Raw genomic sequence first — 17,205 nt, forward strand, 5'->3', positions numbered from 1 at the left:
CTTACTGGATATGCAGCTGCGGCGGTGTACTGCCGGTGGCGCGCCACTCCGGCACATACATCGACTCCACCTGCGGCGGTGGCATCAGGTAGCGACCCGGCGTGACCGCCCGGGCCAGGTAGACCAGCGTGGCGGGACGATAGGTATCCACCGCCAGGGCCGCGACGAATCGATCGTCACGGAACTCGATGTGTTTGATATCAGCCTGCTGCATGTCACCCATGCTCTCCTTCAGCGTATCCGCACTGTCACCGAGGCTGGCGCTGCTATCCGCCAGATTCTGGTTTTCCAGCTCCAGACCGGCAGGCAGCAGATCCACCACCAGCGCATCGCTGATGCTGCGTTTCGAGGAGACCGTCAGACGAACCACCAGCAATTCACCGCTGCGCAGATTACTGAGATCGGCAGCTTTGCCATCCAGGGTGAAATATTCACGTTTTATCCCGAGCACATTACTCTCCGGCTGAGGCGCGGCCAGCGGATAACCGGTGACGTCCAGACGACCATACAGCGGCGCACTGCCCGGATTACTCATGGTTAACCCCTGCAGCAGTTGCTCAGCGCCCAGCCCTTTGTTCAGCGGTGCATCGCCCTGTAACGGAGCTGGGTAACCGGACAGCTGCGCCTGCCAGCTTCCGCCCTGCGGCTGCTGTAAAGTATGCGCAGCCAGATAAAGCGCGTTATTTTCCTGGGTCGAGAACCAGCGTTTGCCATTGACCTCTTTGGAGAGCGACAGCAGCAGACTATTCTGCAAATCAGGCTGCAGCTTATTCTCTGCTAACAGGGCAATCATCATCCCCTCATCGCGCACCGTGCTGCCATAGTCGCCGTACCACGCTTTGTCCGAACGGGTCAGCGTGGCACCCTGCATGATCGCAAGCGATGCGCGCTGCCCGTCACCCATCAGCTTCAGCGCGACACCCAGTTGCATCAGCGCCAGTCCGGAGCGGGCTTTCTCACGCTTTTCATACAATGCACGCAGCGCACCCAGTGGCGCGCGCTGCTGACGCGCCAGCACCAATCCGGCGTAAGCCTGCACGCTGAACTGCAGCGCGGCGTTGTCGTCACTGCCGCCGCCGCTGATCTGCGCGGGATCCTGCAAGTAGCGCAGCAGCCGTGCGTTAGCGCGATCAACCACATTATCTGGCAGCGCATAGCCCGCCTCACTGGCGCGCAGCAGGAAGTCCGTTACATAAGGCGTCAGCCAGAACTCCTCTTCACTCTGTTTATCCCACAGCCCGAAACTGCCGTTGGCCCGCTGCATGCCCGCCAGACGAGCAATGCCGGTGTCGACGGCGGCCCGTCGCGCTTCATCGCTGCTGGTTTTAATGCCCATAGCAGTTAGCTCGGCATGGCTGGTGTAAAGCGAAGGCCAGAGCCCGCTGGTAGTCTGTTCCAGACAGCCATAGGGATAGGCATAGAGCGCACTGATATAGCTGGCGATATTCAGCGGCGGACGATTGCTCAGCGTCAGTTGTCCACTCAGGGTCTGTGCATCCAGGCCAGTCAGCGCCGCTGCCGCTATCTGCCAGGGCTGATCGGGATTGATAACGGCATCAAAGTTCAGCGTCAGGGCAGGATAAGGCGGCCGGACGCCGATTTTCCACTGCTGTTTGCTGGCCTTAACCTGTTCACCCGGCAGGTTCAGACCGGAAATCTGTACGGCAATCTCGCCATCACCAAAGCCGGTTTTCGCCGTGACCGGAATCTGCAGTGTGGTACGAGCGCCTTTGGCCAGCGTCACGCTCTGGCTGGCCGCACCGGCCAGATCGACTAAGCCACTGCTGGCCACATCCACTTTCAGAGTTTGCGGCAGATCGGTCAGGTTCGTGAGATCGAGCGCCAGTGATGCCGAATCGCCGCTGGCAAGGAAGCGCGGCGTGGCCAGTTCGCTGATCAGCGGCGCCGCAACCACCAGTTTGCGCTCTGCCGCGCCGAAGCTGTCGTCGCTCCAGGCCTGGGTCATCAGCCGCAGTTCGCCATTAAACGCCGGGATCGGTAGCGTAATCGTCCCGTTGCCCTCTTTATCCAGCGTTACCGCCTGCAACTGTTGCGCCACGATATTCACATGCGTTACCGGCTTTTTACCGCCGCGCGTCATCGATTCATCTTCACCATCACCACCAAAACGCAGCGCCGCCAGTCGGCCACCGCCTTCGATCAGCTGACCAAAGACGTCGTACTGATCGACGTTGTAGCGTTTACGGCCAAAGAAAGCCTGCCACGGATCGGGCGTTTTAAAATCTGTGACGCTCAGCACGCCACTGTCCACGGCTGACAACAGTACATTCACTTTTTCAGGCAGCGGACCGCCGTCACGACTGGCGTGAACCCTGACCGTCAGGAGTTGCTCAGGACGAATTTTATCGGGTGCATCCAGCGTCAGGTTTAAGCGGCGCGCCTCTGTCGCCATCGGCAGGTGTAATAGCCCCACCGCGCGTTTTGGCGTTGCGCCACTGACCTTATCACCGTCACGTACCACGATAGCGCTGAAGTAGAGATCGTGACGCCGCCAGCTCTCAGCAACAGGGACATCCACTGTTGTGCCGCCCTCAGGTACAGTCAGCGGTTGCCACCAGAGCGTGCCGCTGCTCGACTCCACCATCAGGTAACCTTTACCGGCTGCCGGGGAGTCAACCTGCAGATGCACGGTGTCGCCCGGCTGGTAAGCCGCTTTGTCCAGTTTCAGTCTGACCTGATCCGGACGCAGTGCGCCCGTGCCGTTGGTGTTGTCCTGCCAGTCATAACCGGCCTGGAACCGCACGCTGCTGACGATCTTCTCGCCCGCCTGCACTTCCAGCCGGTAGTGGCCCCACTCAACCGGGAAGCTGACTTTGGTGCTGCCGTCAGCCGAAACAGAGATAGCGCGTTCATCTTCCTGCAGGTCTTTGTCGCCATACTGCGACTGCCAGCCTTCGCTGTCCGAGAAGCTCCAGTAGTAGTCACGGCGTTCACGAATCAGGCGTACATCCAGCTTGTCTGCCGCCAGTTTCTTGCCCTGACTGTTGGCATAGACAATATCGAATTCGGCCAGGCTCTCTTCCGGCACGGTAGGCTCATCGTGATAGCTGTCACTGCGGTAGTCATAAACGGCCTTGTTACCGAACAGCGGCCGGATACCCGGCAGAGCTTCTGCAGGCCAGATGGCCTGGGTAGCGCGTCGGGTGACCGGACGTCCACCGGTCTCCAGCAGGCTGGCCTGCAGGATCAGGTTGAGCGGAGAGTGCAGCTGATCCCACTGACTCTCTACCGAAAGCTGCGCTTTACCGCTGGCGTCGAGTTTGAGATCGACCTCATCCAGCGTGCGCTTTAGCCCCTCTTCGGTGATGTCACCAAACTGGTAGCCCGGCAGTGCAGCCACCGCTTCGCGTGCCGGTCGCAGATAGAGTTGTCCCTGTAACGTGTTACCCGCCGCCGGTGCGCCATAGAGATAACGCCCCTCAATACCAAACTCAACGGGGGCATCAGCAGGCTGCGGCTGAGGGTCATTTTTCAGGGTTAACGCCATACGCTCCGGCAGAAAATCCTCGACGTGGAACGTCCATTCACGCTTGAGGTTATCGCCGGTATTGAGTCGCAGTATCCAGTTGCCGGTCATGGCAGATTCGGGCAGTGCCAGGCGCTGCTGGTAGAGGCCCGCCTCAGGCTGCCAGACAAAGGTTCGCATCACCTGGCCATCGGGCTGCACCAGTTCTGCTTTTATCGGCTGAACGGGCAACGGATGTCCGTCGGCATCACGCAGCAGCGCATTGACGATGACGATTTCGCCTGGGCGATAGATATCGCGCGGCCCAAAGACAAACAGCTGTTTGTCATAACCCTGCGGTCCGGCAACCGGAAACTCCGCGAGATCCAGCGCCGGACGCGACAGGTCAATCATTGAGGTCTGTTCACCCTGCACGGCCAGCAGGATCCTGCCTTTTTCATCCGCCCTGAGGCGCAGATGGCCGGTGTTGTCACTGGTGCCGCTTTGCAGCACCTGCCCTTTGGCATCCAGCAACCTGACGCTGACGCCGGAAAGTGGCTGGCCGTTTGCCAGGCTCTGGGCAAACAGTTCAAATTGAGTCGGGAAGCGATGCAGTGAGAGGCCAATGTCGCTCAGGGTGAAAAGTGTAGCGGGCTGGCTGTAGCGATACGTTCCGGCCTGCTTCATCACCGCCAGATAGACGCCCGGCTGCTGAAGCGCGGTAATGTCACTCATCGGCAACTGCAATTTTTCACGGGTGTTGCGCGCCGGATTAAGCTCGAAGCGACCGGAGTAGACCAGCTGGCTGCTTTTCAGCAGATCCTGTGACTGCCAGCTGGAGAGGTTATTGCCGTAATTCCACTGCGAGAGAAACTCTGCCAGGCCGGCATTCTTAATGCGGAAGAAATCGACATCGACCTGGTTCACATTCAGCGCCAGCACCGGCAGTCCCTGCGTGATACGCAGCGGCAGCAATGAACCGCGACTGGCAAACCCCACCATCGGCTGGATATCACTGGTGGCGATTTTCTGGCTGTAATCGGCGGCAAGCGTTTCACCGCTGGCCGCGCGCAATCCGGCATCCACCGTGACGGTGAAGTGACGTGAGGGTTCAGGATGACGGAAGCGCAACGTTTTGCGGTTAGCGGAAAGCTCCCAGCCGCCATCCACCCGGCCCTGTTTATCGTCAGTCAGCCTGACTTTTTGCGCGATATCCTGTTTATCATCCAGCGGCTGACTGAAGGTTAAGACCAGCGCAGCGGCACTGTCGATCTGCAGTTCTGAGAGATCGATAATGGTCAGCGGTTTGCTGACCTGAGCCGTTGAGGGTGCCTCTGCCGCCTGAAGAGGCAAAACAGGTAATAGAGTTGCTGACAGCAGCGAGCCACCGATCAGCATGCTGAGCAGCAGCCGGGTGTTGCGTTTCTTCATGGTAGTTCCTTCACCGGGACGCAGGGAGTGTCGTTTGATTACGCCGCGCAATTTCATATCAATGCTCGCATTTAATCAACGCTTCTCTTGAGATGGTGCGCACATTCCCTGACACTGGTATGACAGATTGCTGAGATGAGGTTGTTATGACGACGCCACTGTTTGTGTCCGCCGACTGGTTACAAGAGCACTACAACGATGAACGCCTTCAGGTACTGGATGCACGTTTGTTGCCACCCGGAATGGAAGCGGTTCGCGATATCCAGGCTGAGTATCTGGCGGGTCATTTACCTGACGCCCCTTACTTTGATATTGAAGCCCTTTCCGATCACACCAGCCCTTATCCGCATATGCTGCCGCGTGCCGAGACCTTTGCCGTCGCGATGCGCGAGCTGGGCATCAGCAGTGATAAACATCTGGTCGTTTATGACGAAGGCAATCTCTTTTCCGCACCCCGCGCCTGGTGGATGCTGAAGACCTTTGGTGTGGCTCAGGTGTCGATTCTGGCCGGGGGATTGCCGGGCTGGAAAGCGGCCGGTTTTGCGCTGGCAAGCGGCGAAGTGAATCTGCCGGAAGGTGAGTTTGAAGCCCACGCGGATGAAAGCCGGGTGAAACGCCTGACGGATGTGCTGCTGATCAGCCATGAAGGCGGCGCGCAGATTGTTGATGCCCGTGCTGCCAATCGTTTTAACGCTGAAGTGGACGAACCGCGTCCCGGCCTGCATCGCGGCCATATTCCCAACAGCCTGAACGTGCCGTGGAATATGCTGGTTGAGCAGGGAACACTCAAGCCGGAAGCGGAACTGCGCAGAATTTTTGCTGACGCAGGTGTCGATATTTCCCAGCCAGTGGTCGCCAGCTGTGGCTCAGGCGTAACGGCGGTGGTGTTGATTCTGGCGCTGACCGCGCTGGGCGCACGGGATGCCACGCTGTATGACGGCTCCTGGGGCGAATGGGGCAGCCGGGACGACCTGCCTATTGCGAAATAAAAAACAGGCGGCTCATGAGCCGCCTGTTTGTATTGAGTGCGTCAGATAATCCGCTCACTGCCCTTGAAGTCGCGCAGGAAACTGCCCCAGCGACGTTCATAGAAGGGGGTGATGTGCGCGGTAAAGAAGTGGCTGATGCCGCGATCGTTCGGCATCACTTCACAGATATCCACTGGCGCATCGTCTGGCAGCGTATCCGTTGCCACACTGCCCGCCGCCTGGATGATCGCTTCAATGTTGCTGTCCGCTTCAATGCCAATCAGTAAATTAGGTGCTTCGTCTGCCCGTTCACGAATACTGGCAATAAATGCCCGACGCACCTGCTTATGCTTCGTGAAGAGCTGAGTCAGCGAGTCGATCATCTGTGCAGGCGGTTCAGCCACCTCAGAGAGCAGCAGTGACTGCCCGCCTTCCAGCACAGTCTGCTGACTTAGCGCACTGCCCTCTTCCGCCAGCAGATGCGTGATCTCCGCTGCAGTGAACTCTTTGCCGGAAGGCAGTTTAGGATTGAGAAACAGCGTCTCGCCACGCGTCATCTCAAACAACGTCCGTACCGGCAGACGCAGCCATGACTGCTCACCGCTTACCGCTTCACTCATCGCCTCTTCTGACGTGAAAAAAGGAATAATGCTGCTGCCATCCTCTTTTTCCCAGTGCTGGAGATCAACGGGCGTGCTGGCATCAAACTGTTGCGTGGTACTTTCGCCCGGAACAAAGACGTCAGATTCCAGCAGCAACTGGAAAAACTCGGGCCGATGGGCAGGCTCAGTCGCCGCCAGCTTCAGCACCTCTTCAAGACGGTTCATATTTTCCCTCTGAACGTTTCCCTCTGAACAGCGGCAGCATCAGCCACCGCTGAGATCGGCTTATTTGAGTAACAGATTGGCGAGGGTACGCACGCCCAGACCTGTTGCACCTGCCGCCCACTGATCAACGGCACCTTTGCGATAGGTCGCAGAGCAGTCGATGTGCAGCCAGCCCTGCTGATAGTTGCTGACGAAGTGTGACAGGAACGCTGCCGCGCTGCTGGCACCGGCCGCATGAGACGGACTGGCGATGTTATTGAGATCGGCAAAGTTAGACGGCAGATGGCTGCGATGGAATTCGGCCAGCGGCAGACGCCAGAAAGGTTCGTTCTCACTCACTGCGCTGCCCATCAGCGACTGCGCCATCACATCATCAAAGGTGAACAGCGCATGGTAATCGTTGCCCAGCGCCGTTTTAGCCGCGCCGGTCAGCGTTGCGGCGTCAATGATCATCGTCGGGTTCTGCTCGCTGGCGTCGATCAAACCGTCGGCCAGCACCAGGCGGCCTTCCGCGTCGGTGTTCATCACTTCCACCGATTTGCCGTTGCGATAGCGAATAATGTCGCCCAGCTTGAAGGCGTTGCTGCTGACCATATTATCGGCGCAGCAGAGGTAGAGTTTGACGCGCTTGTTAAGACCGCGCGAAATCGCCATCGCCAGCGCGCCAGTCACCGTCGCCGCGCCGCCCATGTCAGACTTCATGGAGTCCATAAAGCTGCTCTGCTTCAGGCTGTAGCCGCCGGTATCAAAGGTGATGCCTTTACCGACCAGGCAGGCGTAAACCGGCGCATTCTCGTCGCCGGTCGGGTTGTAGTCGAGCGCCAGATAGACCGGCGGACGATTTGAACCGCGTCCCACAGTATGCAGGCCCATATAACCCTGCACCCGCAGTTCATCGCCTTTGGTAATACGATAGCTGACAGCGTCACCGCCCACTTCACTGATCAGATCGACGGCATTGTGCGCCAGCTGCTCCGGCCCCAGATCTTCTGCGGGCAGGTTAATGACGTTGCGCACCCAGTCGATGATTTTCAGACGGCGATCAAACTCCGCCTGCTCATGTTCGCCCAGTTCAGGCCAGTCAACCTGACGCTGGCCTTTCGGGCCACGGAAGCCCTGCCAGAATGCCCAGCACTGCTCAAGGTGCCAGCCTTCGCCGGTCAGCGCCACATGGCGGATGCCCTGGCCATCGATTTTATGGGCCGCACGCTGAATGGTATTCAGCGCATCTGCGCCGGTCAGGTGCAGTGTCATGCCGCTGTCGTTGCTGCTGAGAATCGCTTTTTCGCCCCAGCGCGCATCGGCGGGCTGGCTGCTAAGCGTAATGTTCATCGGTTGTGTGGTCATCGAAAAGCTCCGTAATCGTTATCTGTTTCATCCAGCCTGATTGTTATAACGGCTTTAATAAGATGTTAAATGTAATTCACAGAGAGACCTGATAACAGATTCCGCCGGGCGTTGCCAGCGAAGTGCCCATATTGGCGCAGTTTCCGGACTATCGCCGGGTATCAGGATTTCATTAAGGCCCGCAGACGGGTCACTGACTTCTGCACCAGTGCAATGGCGTAGTCGATCTCTTCTTCGGTCGTGAAGCGTCCCAGCGAGAAGCGAAGCGAACTGTGCGCCAGTTCTTCACTCAGGCCCAGCGCGCGCAGGACATAGGAAGGCTCCAGGCTGGCGGAGGTACAGGCCGAACCGGAAGAGAGCGCCAGGTCTTTCAGCGCCATGATCAGTGATTCACCCTCAACATCAGCGAAACTGAGGTTAAGAATATTCGGTGCACTCTGCTGCAGATCGCCATTAAGGGTAACGTCCGGCAGTGCGCTGATGCCCTGCCACAGGCGATCGCGTAGCGCCTGAATCCGCGCCATTTCAGTTTCGCGCTCTTCGGCGGCAATACGATAGGCTTCACCCATGCCGACAATCTGATGCACCGGCAAGGTCCCGGAGCGCATTCCGCGTTCATGTCCGCCGCCGTGGATCTGCGCAGCGATCTGCACGCGCGGTTTACGCCGTACATAGAGCGCGCCGATGCCTTTCGGGCCATAAAGCTTGTGGGCAGAAAACGACATCAAATCGACCGGTAACAGGCTGAGATCGATGGGCAATTTGCCAACGCTCTGGGTGGCATCAACATGGAACAGAATCTCACGCTCACGGCAAATTTCACCAAAGGCGGCAATATCCTGAATCACCCCGGTTTCATTGTTCACATGCATCAGAGTGACCAGAATCGTGTCGTCGCGCAGCGCCGCACGTAACTGGTCAGGCGAGATAATGCCATTGGTTGCTGGCGTCAGATACGTGACATCAAAGCCTTCACGCTCCAGCTGCTGGCAGCTGTCGAGCACCGCTTTATGTTCGGTCTGGCTGGTGATGATATGTTTGCCGCGTGCCTGGTGGGCATGGGCAGCGCCTTTGATCGCGAGGTTATCGGATTCGGTGGCGCCAGAGGTAAAGACGATTTCGCGGGGATCGGCGTTGACCAGTTCGGCGATCTGATTACGGGCAACATCAACCGCTTCTTCAGACTGCCAGCCAAAACGGTGCGATCGCGAGGCCGGATTACCGAACGTGCCATCCAGCGTCAGAAACTGCATCATTTTGCTGGCTACACGCGGATCGGCCGGCGTGGTGGCGGCATAATCCAGGTAAATCGGTAATTTCATTGCGCTACAGCTCCGTATAAAAAATCATACGTCTTTATAGCAGATTCGGCCCTGACCGCGTTAGCAGTAAGGGCCGCAACAGCGGGGATCAGGAGGCGCGTTGGTTAACGTTAATTCCCTGAGAACGCGGGCTCTGGAAGCGACGATTATCAATTGCATTCTGACGATCGGCCACATCCAGAATCTCCTGATTATTCACCAGCTCAGCCAGCGTAATATTGTTCAGGAATTCACTGATGCGCACGCTCAGATCGCGCCACAGCACGTGAGTCAGGCAGCGCTCGCCACCCTGACAACCTTCTTTACCCTGGCATTTGGTCGCATCAACAGACTCATCCACGGCGGTAATCACTTCACCGACAGAAATGGTGTTGGATTCTTTACCTAACAGATAACCGCCACCCGGACCACGCACGCTCGAGACCAGACCATTTTTACGCAGTCGGGAGAATAACTGCTCCAGATAGGAGAGCGAAATGCCCTGACGCTCGGAAATATCCGCCAGCGGGACCGGACCTTCATGGGAGTGAAGGGCAACGTCCAGCATTGCAGTAACGGCATAACGTCCTTTGGATGTCAGTCTCATAGCGTGTGACCTCAATAGCGTCCGGTTATCGGAGGATTAGCAACAGATGCGCTGAAGTCTGCCATTCCCGAGTAATTTGGTCAACTATTTAACCTGGTAAATTAGTCAGGTATTTAACCTGGTAATTTACTCAACTATTATCTGCTTCTTTTTTCTCGTTTTTACGCTTTTCAAACGATGAAAGCATGCCACGCAGGATGTTGAGTTCATCACGTTCCGGGCGTGCGCGGGTGTATAAACGACGCAGTTTACTCATCACCTGACCCGGATTAGCTTCACGGATAAAACCGCTGTTCAGCATCATCTGCTCCATATGCTGATAGAAGCGTTCAAGGTCATCCACCAGCGGATAAGGGGATTCTTCATACTTCGGTGCCGGGCTGGCCTGCTCCTGCGACTGTAACCACGCCATGCGCACTTCATAGGCGATAATCTGCACCGCCATCGCCAGGTTCAGCGAACTGTATTCCGGGTTAGCCTGAATCGCGACGTGATAATGGCACTTCTGCAACTCTTCATTGGTCAGGCCAACACGTTCACGACCAAACACCAGCGCAACAGGTGCCTGCTGGCCCTCTTCCACGCTTTTCACGCCACATTCACGTGCATCCAGCATCGGCCAGGGCAGCGAGCGGGAACGGGCGCTGGTCCCAACAACCAGACTGCATCCGGCGATCGCCTCATCCAGCGAGTCGACAATTTTAGCTTCGCCGATAACGTCACTGGCACCGGCGGCCAGGGAGATAGCCTGTGAATCAGGTTTGACCAGCGGATTAACCAGATAGAGGTTAGTTAAGCCCATGGTTTTCATGGCGCGCGCAACGGAGCCCATGTTACCGGTGTGAGACGTCTCAACCAGCACGATACGAATATTTTGCAACATGATTAGGGATACTCAGAAACGGGTCAGTAAAATCAGTAGGCCGAATATTAACATAAAGCAGGACATTTACCGAACACACTGCTATACTCCGCGCCGTTTTCCCCGTTCTTTAACATCCAGCGAGAGATACCGATGCATCCAATGCTCAACATTGCCGTGCGCGCAGCGCGCAAGGCCGGAAATTTAATTGCCAAATATTATGAAACCCCGGACGCCGTCGAAGCCAGCCAGAAAGGCAGCAACGACTTCGTAACGAATGTTGACCGCGAAGCAGAACGCCTGATTATCGAAATTATTCGTAAATCTTACCCGAAACACACCATCATCACTGAAGAAAGCGGTGAGCTGGCGGGCGAAGATCAGGATGTTCAATGGGTTATCGATCCGCTGGATGGCACCTCTAACTTCATCAAACGTTTACCTCACTTTGCTGTTTCGATCGCTGTGCGCATCAAAGGCCGCACTGAAGTCGCCGTTGTTTACGATCCTATGCGCAATGAACTGTTCACCTCTTCACGTGGTCAGGGCGCGCAGCTGAATGGCTACCGTCTGCGTGGCAGCACGGCACGCGATCTGGATGGCACCGTTCTGGCAACCGGCTTCCCGTTCAAAATGAAGCAGCACGCGCCTGCTTACATGAACATCATGACCAAACTCTTTACCCAGTGTGCTGATTTCCGTCGCACCGGTTCTGCTGCGCTGGATCTGGCTTATGTCGCTGCCGGTCGCGTTGATGGCTATTTTGAGATTGGCCTGAAGCCATGGGATTTTGCCGCGGGCGAACTGCTGGTGCGTGAAGCGGGCGGTCTGGTCACTGACTTCACCGGTAACCACGGCTATCTGCTGTCAGGTAACCTGGTCGCGGGTAACCCACGTGTCGTGAAATCGATGCTGTCGAATATGCGTGATGAGCTGAGCGAAGCGTTAAAACGCTAAGTTTCAGTACAGAAAAAGGCGGCTTCTCAGCCGCCTTTTTTGTTGCCTGTTATTCAGTGATGATTAACGACGTTCGTGTGCCAGCACCTGACGAGGCTGTGTACGACGACCGACCATACCCATCACACCGGCCAGTACGGCTTCGATGATCAGCAGAATCAGTGCATACCAGCTTGCTTTAGCGGTTGCAGCCGCGGCTTTCTCACCGGCTTCACGCGCTTTCTGTTCAGCCTGCTGTTTCAGTTCCTGGTATTTCTGAACGGCCTGCTGATAGTTCTGCTCAGTTTTAGCGACAATCTGATCCACTTCCTGATCGCTTTTACCGGTACGCGCTTTAATAATATTTTTCAGCGCATCACGGTCGGCTGCCTGCAGAGTATCTGAATGACGATCCATCACACCTTTTACCCAGTTAGTCAGATCAGTATCAGCTGTCTGCGGATGATTCGCGGTGTTGCTAGCCTGGTTTTCTGCATTCTGCGCTTCTTTATTTGCGTCCTGCTTCAAATTCTCGGGTTGTAATTCCGGTTTGCCTGTCTGGCGTAATGTCGTTTCCAGTTCGTTCTGCAGGTTATCTAAATTAATATTATTCTCCTGCAGCTTTTGTTTTGCCATTTGAGTAACCGAAGGCGCTGCAGCGGAAATACCACTACCGAGTGCCTGGAAACCTGAACCCACAATATTCATCGCGCCGCCTAATACACTGGTCGCCAGTGCAATAGCCAGGTAAATAGTGAAAATTGTGCTAAGGCCAAACATCAATAAACCGTGCAGGGCCCCTTCGCGCTGAGCCAGTCGCCCGGCAACATAACTCCCTGCCGCCATCGCAACCAGCATTTCAATGGCTGTCCAGACCAGTGCGCCAGTACCCAGGCCGTCGAGAGGATTCTGTTCTTTCATCGGATCAATGGTGGTGGCACCAATGGCTGTTCCCAGCAATGTCAGAATGATATGAACGATTAAGGCACAAATAACACCGGCAAAAACGGCGCTCCAGGAAATACGCTTTAAAGGTAATCCTGCAGGTCCGGTCGCCAGCGTTTCGGTGTAGCCATTATTAATACGGGTATCAGCCATGAAATATACTCCTCGCAATAAACAGAAAGCTGTCTTGATCTTTTATCATGCCGACGGCGGAATGCCGTTTTGGTATTAACAGCGTAGACAGGGAATAGTGATTTCACCACTGAACTACTCAGATAAAAAATTAAAGTGATGAAGCCCCAGATAATTAGCGAGGTAAAGATAACAGCGGAAATTTTATTCCCGCTGCGCTTTTAGTCAGAAAGGTCGAATTCCGCCGCCCAACGTTAACCGGGCAGACTGCCATAATGCAATACCCACTACGATTAATATCAGGCTACCGGTCAAAGCCAGGATGGGAATCAGAAGTCGCATGATGCCAGCACCAGCACCAGGCTGTGCCAGCCGCTGTGCTACCGAGCGCGCCTGTTGCACCAGCAAACCAATAGCGGAAATAGTCAGAGCCGTGCCCAGTGCCATTACCGCAGCAGAGAGAATGCCCCAGCCATAAACACCAATCACTTTGGCGAACAGCAGCATCATAATCGCGCCAGAACAGGGACGTAAGCCCATCGACACCACAACCAGCATCTGAGTTTTCCAGCTGACGTTGCCATTCATCTGCTGCGGCGTCGGCAGATGTGCGTGGCCGCATCCGCAATGCTCGTCATGCTGATGCTGCGGCTGGAAAGCACGAAATACCGGAGCGGGTCGTGGGCGCAACGCCAGCCACAGCGCACGCAGCGCCCGATACCCGATCATCACACCCAGCCCGATCACCAGCAGATAACTGCCCTTTTCAAGCCAGAAACTGCTGAGATGCAGCTGGCGCGATGAGGTTTTCAGCAGCACCAGCATCACCGTGACCAGCACAATCGCGACCGATCCCTGCAGCAGTGAGGCAAGCAGCGTCAGCCTGATACTGGTTCTGACGCGGCTCGGATGGGTCGCCAGAAAGGTCGCGATCACCACTTTTCCGTGGCCCGGTCCCAGCGCGTGCAGCACGCCATAGATCAGGCTGAATATCACCAGCGATATGCCTGCCTGGTGTGGCTGCTCCGCGACCTGCTGTAACAGCTGAGTCATCTGCCGGTGCAAATCTTTCTGCCACAATACACTCTGAAGCAGAATCTGCGACCAGTAAAGCCAGACCAGCAGTGCGCCGCCAGAGAAGAGTCCTGCTATCAGCCAGAGTGGCCAGAGTCGGGTGGCCCTGGAAGGCGTGGAGATTATTGACATGTCAGTACCACCGTTTGTGCGAACTGGCGGCCTAAATCCATCTCTTCAGCCGGGGCATCCGCTTTGTCCAGCGACAACGCATACTGTTTCAGCGAGTCGTTGGGTTTGGGCGTATTGAGGGTAAACCGGCAACGCGTCTGCAGTGCAGGCGGCAGCGTTAAAGCACCGGGATTGTCGTAAAACATATCGACGAAATAGGTGGGATCAAAAGTCAGGATCTCAAAGCGCTGTCCGGTCAGCTTCGGGGGTTCCGCCAGCGGCAGAATAAATTCCAGCACCGCTTTGTGGCCGTTTCGCGAAAGGTTATATTCCGTTGGCAGATTCAAAAACTTTACCCGCTGTTGGTTGTGCCAGATTTCTGAGAAGTAGTGCTGGCCCAGCACGTTTGCCATCACACCCGCTGCCAGCTTTTTCCACACTACAGTGCCAGGTTTCGCGTCGCCCGCGTCATACAGCAGATCAGCGGAGGTAATCTCATCCATGGTCCAGGTCATCTTCAACCCGGTAAAGGTGTCATCCTTCACCACCAGTTCCGTTTTCATATCAATGAAGCTGTGAGGGTGTGCCAGCACAGCCGGACTTAATACCATTAACAGAGCAAAGAGTGCGCGTTTCATAATGTTATAAAGTAACGTTCCCGACGAAAAGAATCTATAAGTAACAAAATTTTGTGACCCGCCTTAAACCTCTGGCAAATAAACCGCGTAAACCGCGCAGGCGCTGAACGGGTTGACTATTCTTAGCTCAAAATAGCCTGCTGGAAATCTGATTGATGAGTTCTGCTACCCCTTTGGCACCACTCTTCTCCCGTTCACAGCGTCAGTGCCATCTTTTATTGCTGCTGTTTCTGCCGACACCTTTGCTTACGCTTGAAAAAGTCTGCCAGCTGAATGGCGTCGATCCTGACGTTGCCCGACAGGATATCGCGGATGTGGGCCATGAGATACAGCGATATCACCAGCTGGAATTGCATCAGATGGTAGATGGCAGCTTTCGTCTTCATGGAACTGAGCTGGATCGGCGCCTCTGTCTGCTGCATAACCTGCGACGCAGTCTGCGTTTATCGCAGGACTTCGTCTGCGAACATTTTGCCGCGCCTCTGCGTCAGCGCCTGAAAGTCATGAAGATTGAGAAAGCGCTGTGGGATGAGACCAATTTACAGGCACTGATTCAGCACTGTAGCCTGCGCCTGAAGCGTGACTTCAGCGAACGTGACCGGCTGTTTCTGCAGATATTCATGAAGTATGGCTTGTGCCAGCGTCAGCCGGTGCTGTTCAGTGAGGCGCAATGTCTTTGGCTGCAGCAGAAGCCTGAGCGGCAGGCCGCTGAGGATGTGATTTACCACTGGCGCAAACGCTGTCACATTGCCCCGCCCGTCAGCGAAGCGGATTTCTGGACGCTGCTGTTCAGCCAGATACATACGCCGGTCGTGGACGCGGTTGCGCATCCTGCTGAACAGCAGTTAATGAAGGCGACTCAGCAGCTGATTGATGATTTTGAAGCCTGTGCCGGGATTACCTTTGCTGATCGCAATGAACTGCTGCACCAGCTCTATCCGCATCTGGCGCAGGCGCTGGATCGTACCCATTTCAATATCGGTATCGACAATAGCGTGGCACTGGATGTCAGCCGCCTTTATCCGCGTCTGCTTCGCACCACTCAGCAGGCACTGCAGGCTTTTGAGCAGCACTACCGCATCGCTTTTACACCGGAAGAGGTGAGTTTAATTACCATTATTTTCGGCGCCTGGCTGATGCAGGAGAGTGCGCTGCAGGAAAAGCAGGTGCTGATCCTGACCGGCGACGACGCCGATCTGGAACAGGATGTAGAACAGCAGATTCGTGAGATCACGCTGCTGCCAATTAATATTACCTATCAGGACGTGAAACTGTTTCAGCGGGAGGGCGCGCCACGTGATGTCGACATCATCATTTCGCCCTACCCGACCTCGTTGCCACTCTACTCTCCGCCGCTGGTGCATGCGGAACTGCCGCTGACGTTACACCATCAGCAGCGTATTCGTTATTTACTGGAGTCGTAGCCGGGCCGCAGAAACAGCGCGGGCAGTGCCACCAGTGCCATCACCCAGAACAGATGCCCCTGCAGATGGGCGAACAGCACGCCGCAGATCATGGTCATTATCGCAATGCCACCGCCCATCGCCAGCGCGGAATAGAGCGACTGCAGTCGGATGACTTCCGCCCCCTGACGCGCCGCGATAAAGCGCATCGCTGCCAGATGGCAGACGGTGAAGCTGCCACAGTGGAGAATTTGCGCCACAATCAGCAGCGGCAGCGCCGTTGTCGCCCCCATCAGCCCCCAGCGAATTAGCGCGCAGATGCCCGAAAGCAGCAGCAGATCGCGCGCGCTCCAGCGGCGGAACAGCCGGTTGCTCATGGCAAAGACGACAATCTCTGCCACCACGCCCAGCGACCAGAGATAGCCCACCGTCGAGGCGGAATAGCCGCTCTCCTGCCACCAGATAGCACTGAAGCCATAATAGGCGGCGTGTGCGCCCTGCAGCAGTGTCACGCAGAGCATGAATCGCCATACCGCATTCTCGCGCAGTAACGCCCGCCACTCCTGCCATCCACCGCCCGCAGGGCCCTGTCGCTCATGGCCCTGCGGTTGTGTGACGGGTGTCAGCATCATGCCCGCCAGCATAGAAATGACGCCAATGGATAACAGCATCAGAATTGCGTTTGAGGACCAGGCGCTGACCAGCACGCCGGTTAACGCCGAGCTGATGACAAAGGCCAGCGAGCCCCACAGCCTGACCGGCCCGTATGCCAGCCCAATCTGCTGTGTCCAGGTGGCGGCCAGCGCATCGCTGAGGGGAACCAGCGGTGAGAAAAAGAGGTTAAAGCCAATCATCACGGTAAGCAGCCACATCCACTGCTCGCCCACCCAGAAACCGGCGGCGAACAGACAGGTCATCAGCGCCAGCAGGCGCAGCGCCGTAATCAACCGTGATGGATTTTTGACCTGAGAAGCGATAAGCAGACTGCCGACAAAGCGCGCGACCATGCCACATCCGAGCAGCAGGCCAATCTTTTCAGCATCCAGGCCGGTGCCTTTCAGCCACACGCCCCAGAATGGCAGATAGATGCCGTAACAGAAGAAGTAAGTGAAGTAGCCCAATCCGAGCCATCTGGCGGAGCCGATTGCCATATTCCC

The 17,205-nt window shown here is 56.3% G+C and carries 13 protein-coding genes; 3 read left to right on the plus strand and 10 right to left on the minus strand.

Annotation, left to right across the window (positions count from 1 at the left end):
* Window position 1 precedes the first annotated feature (1 nt).
* Complete coding sequence (locus tag Q7C21_RS12555; RefSeq protein WP_375150755.1) at window positions 2–4,897, minus strand: alpha-2-macroglobulin; 4,896 nt, start codon at window positions 4,895–4,897, stop codon at window positions 2–4.
* Between the two features lie 146 nt (window positions 4,898–5,043).
* Between Q7C21_RS12555 and sseA the strand changes: the two genes are divergently transcribed.
* Window positions 5,044–5,886 (plus strand): 3-mercaptopyruvate sulfurtransferase, encoded by an 843-nt coding sequence (gene sseA, locus Q7C21_RS12560; RefSeq protein ID WP_375150756.1) that lies wholly within the window; start codon window positions 5,044–5,046, stop codon window positions 5,884–5,886.
* A gap of 41 nt (window positions 5,887–5,927) precedes the next feature.
* Here the strand turns inward: sseA and sseB are convergent, their stop codons facing one another.
* The 5 genes from sseB to trmJ all read right to left on the minus strand — a co-directional run bounded on the left by sseB (window position 5,928) and on the right by trmJ (window position 10,830).
* Window positions 5,928–6,692, minus strand: a complete 765-nt coding sequence (gene sseB / locus Q7C21_RS12565) for an enhanced serine sensitivity protein SseB (RefSeq protein ID WP_140033141.1) — start codon at window positions 6,690–6,692, stop codon at window positions 5,928–5,930.
* Window positions 6,693–6,752: 60 nt separating this feature from the next.
* Window positions 6,753–8,039, minus strand: coding sequence for an aminopeptidase PepB (pepB, locus tag Q7C21_RS12570; RefSeq protein ID WP_275771267.1), 1,287 nt, complete (start codon window positions 8,037–8,039; stop codon window positions 6,753–6,755).
* Window positions 8,040–8,200: 161 nt separating this feature from the next.
* Complete coding sequence (locus Q7C21_RS12575) at window positions 8,201–9,361, minus strand: IscS subfamily cysteine desulfurase (RefSeq protein WP_375150757.1); 1,161 nt, start codon at window positions 9,359–9,361, stop codon at window positions 8,201–8,203.
* Window positions 9,362–9,449: 88 nt separating this feature from the next.
* Window positions 9,450–9,947 (minus strand): Fe-S cluster assembly transcriptional regulator IscR, encoded by a 498-nt coding sequence (iscR, locus tag Q7C21_RS12580; RefSeq protein WP_003848664.1) that lies wholly within the window; start codon window positions 9,945–9,947, stop codon window positions 9,450–9,452.
* Between the two features lie 130 nt (window positions 9,948–10,077).
* Entirely contained in the window at window positions 10,078–10,830 is a 753-nt protein-coding gene (gene trmJ / locus Q7C21_RS12585) for a tRNA (cytosine(32)/uridine(32)-2'-O)-methyltransferase TrmJ (protein WP_003848663.1), read from the minus strand.
* Window positions 10,831–10,962: 132 nt separating this feature from the next.
* Here trmJ and suhB point away from each other — a divergent pair, with 132 nt between their 5' ends.
* On the plus strand, window positions 10,963–11,766 hold the full coding sequence (gene suhB, locus Q7C21_RS12590; protein ID WP_008926709.1) for an inositol-1-monophosphatase: 804 nt from the start codon (window positions 10,963–10,965) through the stop codon (window positions 11,764–11,766).
* Window positions 11,767–11,829: 63 nt separating this feature from the next.
* On the opposite strand, the gene Q7C21_RS12595 is transcribed toward suhB, so the two are convergent.
* The 3 genes from Q7C21_RS12595 to Q7C21_RS12605 form a co-directional block, all read right to left on the minus strand.
* A complete protein-coding gene (locus tag Q7C21_RS12595; protein ID WP_008926710.1) occupies window positions 11,830–12,843 on the minus strand; it encodes a TIGR04086 family membrane protein in 1,014 nt (337 codons plus the stop codon).
* 204 nt (window positions 12,844–13,047) lie between these two features.
* Window positions 13,048–14,028, minus strand: coding sequence for a nickel/cobalt transporter (locus tag Q7C21_RS12600; RefSeq protein ID WP_140915734.1), 981 nt, complete (start codon window positions 14,026–14,028; stop codon window positions 13,048–13,050).
* Complete coding sequence (locus Q7C21_RS12605) at window positions 14,019–14,645, minus strand: DUF1007 family protein (protein WP_008926712.1); 627 nt, start codon at window positions 14,643–14,645, stop codon at window positions 14,019–14,021. The genes Q7C21_RS12600 and Q7C21_RS12605 overlap by 10 nt, the downstream gene beginning before the upstream one ends.
* Before the next feature lie 155 nt (window positions 14,646–14,800).
* On the opposite strand from Q7C21_RS12605, the gene csiE reads away from it, so the two are divergent.
* Window positions 14,801–16,069: a stationary phase inducible protein CsiE gene (gene csiE, locus Q7C21_RS12610; protein ID WP_312543865.1), complete on the plus strand. Its 1,269-nt coding sequence runs from the start codon at window positions 14,801–14,803 to the stop codon at window positions 16,067–16,069.
* On the opposite strand, the gene Q7C21_RS12615 is transcribed toward csiE, so the two are convergent.
* Window positions 16,051–17,199: a 3-phenylpropionate MFS transporter gene (locus Q7C21_RS12615; protein WP_003848653.1), complete on the minus strand. Its 1,149-nt coding sequence runs from the start codon at window positions 17,197–17,199 to the stop codon at window positions 16,051–16,053. The two genes, csiE and Q7C21_RS12615, sit on opposite strands and share 19 nt — an antisense overlap.
* Window positions 17,200–17,205: the final 6 nt, after the last annotated feature.

The organism is Pantoea sp. ANP04, assembly GCF_041982285.1.
Classification (GTDB): domain Bacteria; phylum Pseudomonadota; class Gammaproteobacteria; order Enterobacterales; family Enterobacteriaceae; genus Pantoea; species Pantoea eucalypti.

Bases quoted from the DNA above. Each gene is read 5' to 3' on its own strand.
- Q7C21_RS12555 (WP_375150755.1), bottom strand. From the start codon at position 4,897: ATGAAGAAACGCAACACCCGGCTGCTGCTCAGCATGCTGATCGGTGGC.
- sseA (WP_375150756.1), top strand. From the start codon at position 5,044: ATGACGACGCCACTGTTTGTGTCCGCCGACTGGTTACAAGAGCACTAC.
- sseB (WP_140033141.1), bottom strand. From the start codon at position 6,692: ATGAACCGTCTTGAAGAGGTGCTGAAGCTGGCGGCGACTGAGCCTGCC.
- pepB (WP_275771267.1), bottom strand. From the start codon at position 8,039: ATGACCACACAACCGATGAACATTACGCTTAGCAGCCAGCCCGCCGAT.
- Q7C21_RS12575 (WP_375150757.1), bottom strand. From the start codon at position 9,361: ATGAAATTACCGATTTACCTGGATTATGCCGCCACCACGCCGGCCGAT.
- iscR (WP_003848664.1), bottom strand. From the start codon at position 9,947: ATGAGACTGACATCCAAAGGACGTTATGCCGTTACTGCAATGCTGGAC.
- trmJ (WP_003848663.1), bottom strand. From the start codon at position 10,830: ATGTTGCAAAATATTCGTATCGTGCTGGTTGAGACGTCTCACACCGGT.
- suhB (WP_008926709.1), top strand. From the start codon at position 10,963: ATGCATCCAATGCTCAACATTGCCGTGCGCGCAGCGCGCAAGGCCGGA.
- Q7C21_RS12595 (WP_008926710.1), bottom strand. From the start codon at position 12,843: ATGGCTGATACCCGTATTAATAATGGCTACACCGAAACGCTGGCGACC.
- Q7C21_RS12600 (WP_140915734.1), bottom strand. From the start codon at position 14,028: ATGTCAATAATCTCCACGCCTTCCAGGGCCACCCGACTCTGGCCACTC.
- Q7C21_RS12605 (WP_008926712.1), bottom strand. From the start codon at position 14,645: ATGAAACGCGCACTCTTTGCTCTGTTAATGGTATTAAGTCCGGCTGTG.
- csiE (WP_312543865.1), top strand. From the start codon at position 14,801: ATGAGTTCTGCTACCCCTTTGGCACCACTCTTCTCCCGTTCACAGCGT.
- Q7C21_RS12615 (WP_003848653.1), bottom strand. From the start codon at position 17,199: ATGGCAATCGGCTCCGCCAGATGGCTCGGATTGGGCTACTTCACTTAC.